Origin of the sequence: Rhodopseudomonas sp. B29, assembly GCF_000333455.1 — a bacterium.
Classification (GTDB): Bacteria; Pseudomonadota; Alphaproteobacteria; order Rhizobiales; family Xanthobacteraceae; genus Rhodopseudomonas.
Map to the genome: position 1 here is coordinate 1 of NZ_BADD01000087.1, position 7,284 is coordinate 7,284.

7 protein-coding genes and 1 pseudogene are annotated in these 7,284 nt (G+C 66.8%); 3 read left to right on the top strand and 5 right to left on the bottom strand.

Annotation, left to right across the window (positions count from 1 at the left end):
• The 3 genes and pseudogenes from I5M_RS03270 to I5M_RS03280 all read right to left on the bottom strand — a co-directional run.
• A pseudogene (locus I5M_RS03270) lies at positions 1-957 on the bottom strand (adenylate/guanylate cyclase domain-containing protein); the annotation flags it as partial.
• A 318-nt stretch (positions 958-1,275) separates the two neighbouring features.
• Positions 1,276-2,382 (bottom strand): YcjF family protein, encoded by a 1,107-nt coding sequence (locus I5M_RS03275; protein WP_022720093.1) that lies wholly within the window; start codon positions 2,380-2,382, stop codon positions 1,276-1,278.
• Positions 2,379-3,848, bottom strand: coding sequence for a YcjX family protein (locus I5M_RS03280; protein WP_022720094.1), 1,470 nt, complete (start codon positions 3,846-3,848; stop codon positions 2,379-2,381). Before I5M_RS03280 ends, I5M_RS03275 begins: the two co-directional genes overlap by 4 nt.
• Before the next feature lie 208 nt (positions 3,849-4,056).
• On the opposite strand from I5M_RS03280, the gene I5M_RS03285 reads away from it, so the two are divergent.
• From I5M_RS03285 to I5M_RS03295, 3 genes are all read left to right on the top strand, one after another.
• A complete protein-coding gene (locus I5M_RS03285) occupies positions 4,057-4,752 on the top strand; it encodes a hemolysin III family protein (protein WP_022720095.1) in 696 nt (231 codons plus the stop codon).
• Between the two features lie 55 nt (positions 4,753-4,807).
• Positions 4,808-5,614, top strand: coding sequence for an SDR family oxidoreductase (locus I5M_RS03290; protein WP_022720096.1), 807 nt, complete (start codon positions 4,808-4,810; stop codon positions 5,612-5,614).
• A 168-nt stretch (positions 5,615-5,782) separates the two neighbouring features.
• On the top strand, positions 5,783-6,082 hold the full coding sequence (locus I5M_RS03295) for a hypothetical protein (RefSeq protein ID WP_022720097.1): 300 nt from the start codon (positions 5,783-5,785) through the stop codon (positions 6,080-6,082).
• Between the two features lie 93 nt (positions 6,083-6,175).
• On the opposite strand, the gene I5M_RS03300 is transcribed toward I5M_RS03295, so the two are convergent.
• Both I5M_RS03300 and I5M_RS03305 read right to left on the bottom strand, forming a co-directional pair.
• Positions 6,176-6,958, bottom strand: coding sequence for an alpha/beta fold hydrolase (locus I5M_RS03300; RefSeq protein ID WP_022720098.1), 783 nt, complete (start codon positions 6,956-6,958; stop codon positions 6,176-6,178).
• Positions 6,959-6,960: 2 nt separating this feature from the next.
• Positions 6,961-7,284, bottom strand: a 324-nt coding sequence (locus I5M_RS03305) for a PLP-dependent transferase (RefSeq protein ID WP_031335211.1), incomplete at its 5' end; no start/stop codon positions are given.

Consider the following 7,284-nt stretch of genomic DNA (forward strand, 5'->3'; position numbering starts at 1 on the left):
CGAGCAGCGTGCCCGGCCGCCGCAGGCGCTGGCGTGCGGGATATTGGCGCGCTGGCTGGCTTCGAGCACGCTCAAACCTTTCGGCACGCGAATGCTGCGATCCTCGCCGATGCTCAGCCTGAGCATGCCGCCGCGACGTTCGAATGCGGCACGGACGCCGCGTGCCGTCAGCGTCAGGCCGATCAGGCCCAGATAGCCGAGCACGAAGCCGTCGCCGATCGCGCCGAGCACGTCCTGTTGCTGAGGCGTGCCCATGTGATGCGCCGACAGGTTCTGGGCCTGCCACTGCGGCGAGGCGGCGTCGCGCTCGACGATGCGGCCGCCCTGATACAGGCCGAGCAGCGCCAGCGCCGGCACCAGGACAGCGACGGCGAGCAGCCACGGCATCGCCGCACGGAGCGCAGGCTTGAGCCGCAGCCATAGCGTCAGGCCGATGCAGCCGTGCACCCAGGCGACCAGCATCACCAGCAGCATCAGCCACAGTCGATAGGAAGGCGAGGCGACCCAATAGCTGTAGAGCACCTGCGGATACAGTTTGTCCTGTCCGTAGAGCTCGAAGCCGAGCCGGAGCCCGATGACATGGCTGTAGATCAAGAGCGGAACGCTGAGGCCTAGCAGGAGCTGCAGCGGCTCGGCGCTGCGCCAGCGGAATTCGCGGCGCTGATACAGCGCCCACAGCCCGAGCCCGGCATGCACCAGTGCCGAGCCGTAGAACAACGCGGTGACCGGGGGAAATTGCCAGATGCGCAGGTGCCACAACACGCCCTCGTGCATCGCTGCGAGCGAGACATTGCCGAGCGCGTGGTTAAGGAAATGGCTGACCAGATAGGCGAACAGCACCAGCCCGGTGAACATTCGCACCTGCCGGATGCCGATGCGGCGCAGCGGCGACGGCAGGCGCGTGCGAGCGGCCTCGGTTCCGGTGTTTGTGCGGGTCCTGTTTTGCTGGAGCGCCATCTTGCGACTTGTTGAGAGATTCCCGCAGAGGTCAACTATGCGAGGCGATCGACATAGCCTCGGCCGCTGCGCAAGCTCGCTCCGGGGGGCAAACTTTCCCCAGACGCTGCGCAACCTCGCCCCGCGCGCGGGGAGAGGTCGGATCGCATCGGCAGATGCGATCCGGGTGAGGGGGCGCTTCCGCGAAGTCGAGACTCTGTGCTTGTGTCGCCCCTCACCCCAACCCTCTCCCCGCAAGAGCGGGGGCGAGGGAGCGCGCTTGCGCGAGCCGAGAGGCCTACCTCAATCATGAAGGATCCGGCCACTACTCGCCTGCAATTACTCGTCTTTCTCCGCCTTCTTCATCAGCCCCTTCACCAGATCGCTCAGCACCGGGCGGGGCAGGGCGTCAAAGGGGAGTGGGCGGGTGAGGTCGACGGCGGCGAGGCCGAGGCGGGCGGTGAGCATGCCGTTGATCACGCCTTCGCCGAGCTTGGAGGACAGGCGCGAGGCGAGGCCATGGCCGAGCACGGACTGCACGACGCTGTCGCCGAGCGCGATGCCGCCGGTGATGGCGAGATGCGACACGGTCTGGCGCATCAGCTTCATCATGCCGAGCGCGCCGGGCCGGCCGCCATAGAGCCGCGCGAGCTGGCCGATCAGCCGCGTCGCGGCGATGCCGACGAACAGCACGTCGATCAGCGCCTTCGGGCTGATCGCGGTCACCACCGACACGCGCTGCGCCGCCTTGGAGATCAGCATCTTGGCTTCGAGATCGAGCGGCGTCATCAGTTCGCGCTCGGCGAGGCGGATCAGGTCGGCGCCGTCGATGATGTCGTCGACATGCTTGGCGAGTTGGGTCCGGCCGTGCGCGAGCTGCGGATTGGGATGCTCGAACTTCAGGAGTTCGAGCACGATGGCGCGGGCCTCGGCGCGATTGTCGGTTTCCAGCACGCGGGCAGCGCGCGAATGTAGTTGTTCGATCCGCGCCAGTCGGATCAGGCCGAAGGCCTCGCGGCCGATGATGATCGCCAGCGAGCCGCCGGCCAGCGCGGCGAGGATCGCCCCGACCGTGCCCAGCGTCGTGCTCTGCGCGAACAGATCCTCGACCAGCTTGCTGACCCACAGCCAGAACGCCAGCGAGACGAGGCCCGTCGCCGCACTCCAGAACACGGTGCCCCAGCGGAAACCCTTCTTCGGATCGATGATGCTGCGCGGCGGCTTTGGCGTCAGGATCGGCGGCTCCTTCTCCTGCGCTAGCTCGACGCGCGCGCGAGGCGGCGGGGCCGAAGGTGCGGCGATGCCCGGCTTGACGTCGGCTGCGACGCGCGCTTGCGGCTGCGGCTTGGCCGGGGCGACACCGCCGTCGTCGGCATCGATCAGCACGACGCTGGGGTCGGTCAGCTTGAAGGTCGCCGGCCTTCTTGGAGGGGCCCGCTCGGTCATTGCAGTTTGTCTCCGATCAGGAACTGGAGCGTGCGGTCGAGGCGGATGTGGGGCAGCGCCGGTCCTTCGGGATCGCCGGTGGCGAGCCGCGGCGGGCGGAAGCGCAGAAAGCGGAAATCTGCCTCCTGATGCGGCCCGGCAGCAAGCCCGCGAAACGTCTCTTCGCCCTTGAACAGGCCCTGCAGGTCAGTCGGCAGATCGCCCGGGAAGGTCGCGACCTCGGTCTCGCCGTCGAACACCTCGCCCTCGGCCATCTCGCCGGCAATCGGCGTGCCGACGATCGAGGGCAGCCGGTCGCGTCCGCGCTGCACCTGCGCCTCGCGGGTGGCGCGCACGGCAGCGAGCGCCACGACGTCGACCTTGGCGCCCGAGTACTCGGCGCGAGCCACGGCGCGCTCGACCAGCCGGCGCAGTATGGCTTCGAGCCGGTCATGGCTGGAGTGGTGCAGGTGATCGGCCTTGGTGGCGGCGAACAGGATCTTGTCGATGCGCGGCCGGAACACCGAGCTGATCAGCGTCGAGCGGCCAACGCGGAAGCAGTCGAGAATGCCGGCGAGCGCGGCCTCGAGGTCCTGCAGCGCCTCCGGACCGGCGTTGAACGCGCTCAGCGCGTCGGCCAGCACGATCTGTCGGTCGAGCCGGGCGAAGTGATCGCGGAAGAACGGCCGCACCACCACGTCCTTGTATGCCTCGTAGCGCCGCCGCATCATCGCCCAGAGCGAGCGGTCCGGCGGGGTGCCGTCCAGCGGCACGTCGAGCGGCGCGAAGGTCAGCGCCGGCGAGCCGGCGAGATTGCCCGGCATCAGGAAGCGGCCGGGCGGCAGCAGGCTCATGGCGAACTGCTCGTCGCGGCAGTCGCGCAAGTACTTGGTGAACAGGCGCGCTGCGACAAGCGTCTCCTGCTCGTTCTCGCGGCCATTGGGATCGAGGGTCGCGAGGTGAGCATGAAACTCGCGCGCCACGCGTCGCCGCGGATCCTGTCGCGACAGCGCGAGACTCTCGCTGGCCCATTTCTCGTAGCTCTTGGTCAGCAGCGGCAGGTCGAGCAGCCACTCGCCCGGATAGTCGACGATATCGAGGGTCAGCGAGCGCTCGGCGCCGTTCTTGCGCTGATAATCGATCACCAGGCGCAGCTCGCTGATATCGACGGTCGAATGCGGCCATTGCCGCTGCTCGATCAGCGTGGCGAGGAAGTTCTCGTAGGCGAAGCGCGGCACCGCGTCGTCCGGCTGCGGCGCCAGCCGCGCTTTGGCGATGCGTCCCGTGGAAAGGGATTCGAAGATCGGAAACCGGCCGCCGCGCGACAGGCCGTGCACCAGCGCGGTGATGAACACCGTCTTGCCGGCGCGGGACAATCCGGTGACGCCGAGCCGGATCGTCGGGCTGAAAATGCTCTCGCTGTAATCCTTCAGCGCTTGCGCCGACAGCCGCGCTTCCTCGATCAGATCGGAAAAACTGAAGGCCATACGCGCTCGATCTCGATCAACAACCGGTGACCGGCCAAACTAGCCGGAAAGGGACGATTCGTGCGACAATCCGACCGGCCCCGCGGCCTTGGCTTCGCCCGGTTTCCCGCCGATACAATAGGCCGTTCAGGCATCGGCGGGTGTATCGCATCGCGGCCGCACGCCTGAATGCGCCAGATCAATTCGAAACAGGGTCACTGCTTCGCCTATGACGATCTTCCGCCTGAAGCAAATTGTTTCGCACGCCCGGATCGACACCAAAGGGATGGTGCACTGGAACTACGACCGCGCCGAGCTGATCGCCGACGGGGTCGTTCACGTCCTCGGTCTCGTCGCCGGCCTGATCGCCGCGACGGTGCTGGTCACTCTGACCGGCGTGTTCGCCTCGACGCCCATCATCGTCTCGGTATCGGTATATGTCGCCGGACTGATCGCGATGCTGGGCCTGTCGGCGGCCTACAATCTATGGCCGGTGTCGCCGAGCAAATGGATCCTGCGCCGGTTCGATCATTCGGCGATCTACATCCTGATCGCCGCGACCTACACGCCGATCATCACCCAGATCAAGGATCAGACCTTCGGGCTGGCGCTGCTCGCCGGCGTCTGGGGCGTCGCGATCGTCGGCATCCTGCTCAAGCTGTTCAAGCCCGGCAAGTTCGACAAGCTGTCGGTCGGGCTCTACCTCGCGCTCGGCTGGAGCGGCATCATCGCTTACGATCAGGTGGTCGAGACCCTGCCGACCACGGCGATGTGGTTTCTCGGCATCGGCGGCGCGCTCTACACGCTCGGCGTGATCTTCCACGCCTGGCGTCGGCTGCGATTCCAGAACGCAATCTGGCACGCCTTCGTGCTGGTGGCGGCGGCCTGCCATTACATCGCCGTGGCCGATCTCGTGCTGGCGTAGCTCTCGGCCGCAGTTTCCGATAAGACACCCCGGCAAAACCAACACCGGGGGAAACATGGACGTGAAGGGCAAGGTCGTCGTCGTCACCGGCGGCGGCAACGGCATCGGTCAGGCAATGTGCGAAGTCTTCGCCAAGGCCGGCGCAGCGAAGATCATCGTCGCCGATCTCGATCAGGCGCGGGCCGAAGCGGTGGCGCAATCGATCGGCGGCGCGGCGTTCAAATGCGACGTCGCCAGCGAAGCGGACATCAAGCACGTCATCGAAGAAACCGAGCGGCAGTTCGGGCCGATCGATCTGTTCTGCTCCAACGCCGGCATCGGCGGCGGTTTCGATCCGATGTCGGAGAATGCCGGCGGCACGTCGGACGATCCCTTCATGAAGAGCTGGATGATCCATGTGATGGCGCATGTCTACGCGGCGCGCCACCTCATCCCGCGCTACAAAGCGCGCGGCGGCGGTTACTTCCTCAACACCATCTCGGCGGCGGGTTTGCTGTCTCAGGTCGGCAGTCCGGCCTATTCGGCGACCAAGCACGGCGCCGTCGGCTTCGCCGAAAACCTCGCGATCTCCCACAAGGCGCATAACATCCGCGTCTCGATCCTTTGCCCGCAGGGCGTCGATACCAACATGCTCCGCGGCCTGCCCAACGGCCCGCAATCCGCCGACGGCAATCTGTCGCCCGAGCAGGTGGCGCAGGACGCACTGCGCGGCGTCGAGCAGGAGACCTTCCTGATCCTGCCGCACCCGCAGGTCTTGGACTACATGCGCAAGAAGACCGAGAACTACGACCGCTGGATCGGCGGCATGGCCAAGATCCAAGCGAAAGTCCGGGAAGCGTTCGGCGGCAAAGCCTCCTCGTAGATAGCACTCGAGCGCCGCTTCAGTATGTCACAGGACCGCCGAGGAACGGATCGGCCCCCCGGCGTTCAGTTCTGATGGACGCTTGGATCTGCGGCCTGGCCGCGGCGTTCGTACGCCATCGCACCATTCGGTCGATGGGATTTTGATCGGCAGCTCACGGAGACCTGAATGACAGCTCAACCTCAACGCCGACCCAGCGTGGTGGCGCGCGGCCTCGCGGCGATCGTCCTCACCAGCATCTACTGCTTCAGCTTCGTCGGTGGTGCGGCGGTGATTTCGGGCGTCACGAGTACGGCGGCACACGCGCAGCGCGGCGAAGGTCGCGGCCGAGGTCGCGGCTACGGGCGTGGCCATCGCGGCTACGGCGGCCCTCGCGGCCGCGGTGGCGGGTGGAATCGTGGACGCGGCGGCGGTCGGGGCTATGGCCGCTGCGTGGTCAATGCCGCCGGCGTCCGGATCTGCCTGTAAGCTGAAGCTTTGGCGCCGTCGCGTGGACATCGTCGAATTGCTCGACGAGGCCCGTGCGACGGAGCGCTCAGTCGCAAAGGTGATGACGCCGCCTTAGCCCTGCAGCGCCTTCAACACTTCGTCCGGCCGCTCCACCATCATGGTGTGGCCGGCGCCTTTCAGAATGATGGTGCGTGACCCGTTCACCGCAGCGGCCAGCGTCTTGCCGTTTTTGGTTGGGGTCATCATGTCGCGCTCGCCGAGGATGAACAGCGTCGGCACGCTGACCTTGGCCGCGGCCGTCAGCGCATCCTTGTAGTCGTTGCAGGCCGACAGGTCGTTGAAGATCACGCCAGGCTTGGCGGCCTCTAACACGCGCACCGAGCCGCCATGCATCCATAGTCCGGGAGCGAGGTTGCCGCCGATCTCCGCATCGGGGCCGAGGCCCCAGATCGTCATCATGGCGATCGCAGCGGGATCGTTGGCTTCCGCGGCTTTCAGCAGATCGGGGCCGACCGTCATCGTCGAGGTGGTGCCGATCAGCGCCAGCGACGCGACCTTCGCCGGGTGCCGCGCCGCGGCTTCGAGGGCGATCAGCGAGCCCATCGAATGTCCGATCAGCTTGGCGGGCTGCGCCCCGGCTGCGTTGAGCAGAGCCGCTGTCCAGTCGGCCATCTCGGCAATCGTCTTGAGCGGTGCGCCGCCGGAGCGGCCGTGGCCTGGTAAATCGGGCGCCAGCACGGCGTAGCCGTGATGCGCGAACCAGCGCGTCTGCAGCGCCCACACCGAATGATCGAAGCCGGCGCCGTGGATGAACACGGCGGCGGGCAGGGCGGCGTCGAAGGTCTGGCCGCCGGTCGCCACGAAGGTGTCGATCCCGTTCACACTGATCTGCATGACTACACCTTCTGCGAGACGCGCAGCGCCTGCGCCAGATCGCCGATGATGTCCTCGGCGGTTTCGATGCCGACCGACAGCCGGATCAGTTCTTCGCCGATGCCGGCTGCCTTGAGCTGCTCCGCGCTCATCTGCTGATGCGTGGTCGAGGCCGGATGGATCACCAGCGTCTTGGCGTCGCCGACATTCGCCAGATGGCTCGTCAGCTTCAGCGTCTCGATGAATTTGCGGCCGGCGGCGCGGCCGCCCTTGATGCCGAACGAGATGATCGAGCCCGCGCCCTTCGGCAGCAGCTGTTGAGCGACTCTAGAGGTCCCCGGGACCGA

What these genes read in the sequence shown, in the direction of transcription:
- I5M_RS03295 (WP_022720097.1), top strand. Translation starts at nt 5,783, where the DNA reads ATGACAGCTCAACCTCAACGCCGACCCAGCGTGGTGGCGCGCGGCCTC.
- I5M_RS03285 (WP_022720095.1), top strand. Translation starts at nt 4,057, where the DNA reads ATGACGATCTTCCGCCTGAAGCAAATTGTTTCGCACGCCCGGATCGAC.
- I5M_RS03275 (WP_022720093.1), bottom strand. Translation starts at nt 2,382, where the DNA reads ATGACCGAGCGGGCCCCTCCAAGAAGGCCGGCGACCTTCAAGCTGACC.
- I5M_RS03300 (WP_022720098.1), bottom strand. Translation starts at nt 6,958, where the DNA reads ATGCAGATCAGTGTGAACGGGATCGACACCTTCGTGGCGACCGGCGGC.
- I5M_RS03290 (WP_022720096.1), top strand. Translation starts at nt 4,808, where the DNA reads ATGGACGTGAAGGGCAAGGTCGTCGTCGTCACCGGCGGCGGCAACGGC.
- I5M_RS03280 (WP_022720094.1), bottom strand. Translation starts at nt 3,848, where the DNA reads ATGGCCTTCAGTTTTTCCGATCTGATCGAGGAAGCGCGGCTGTCGGCG.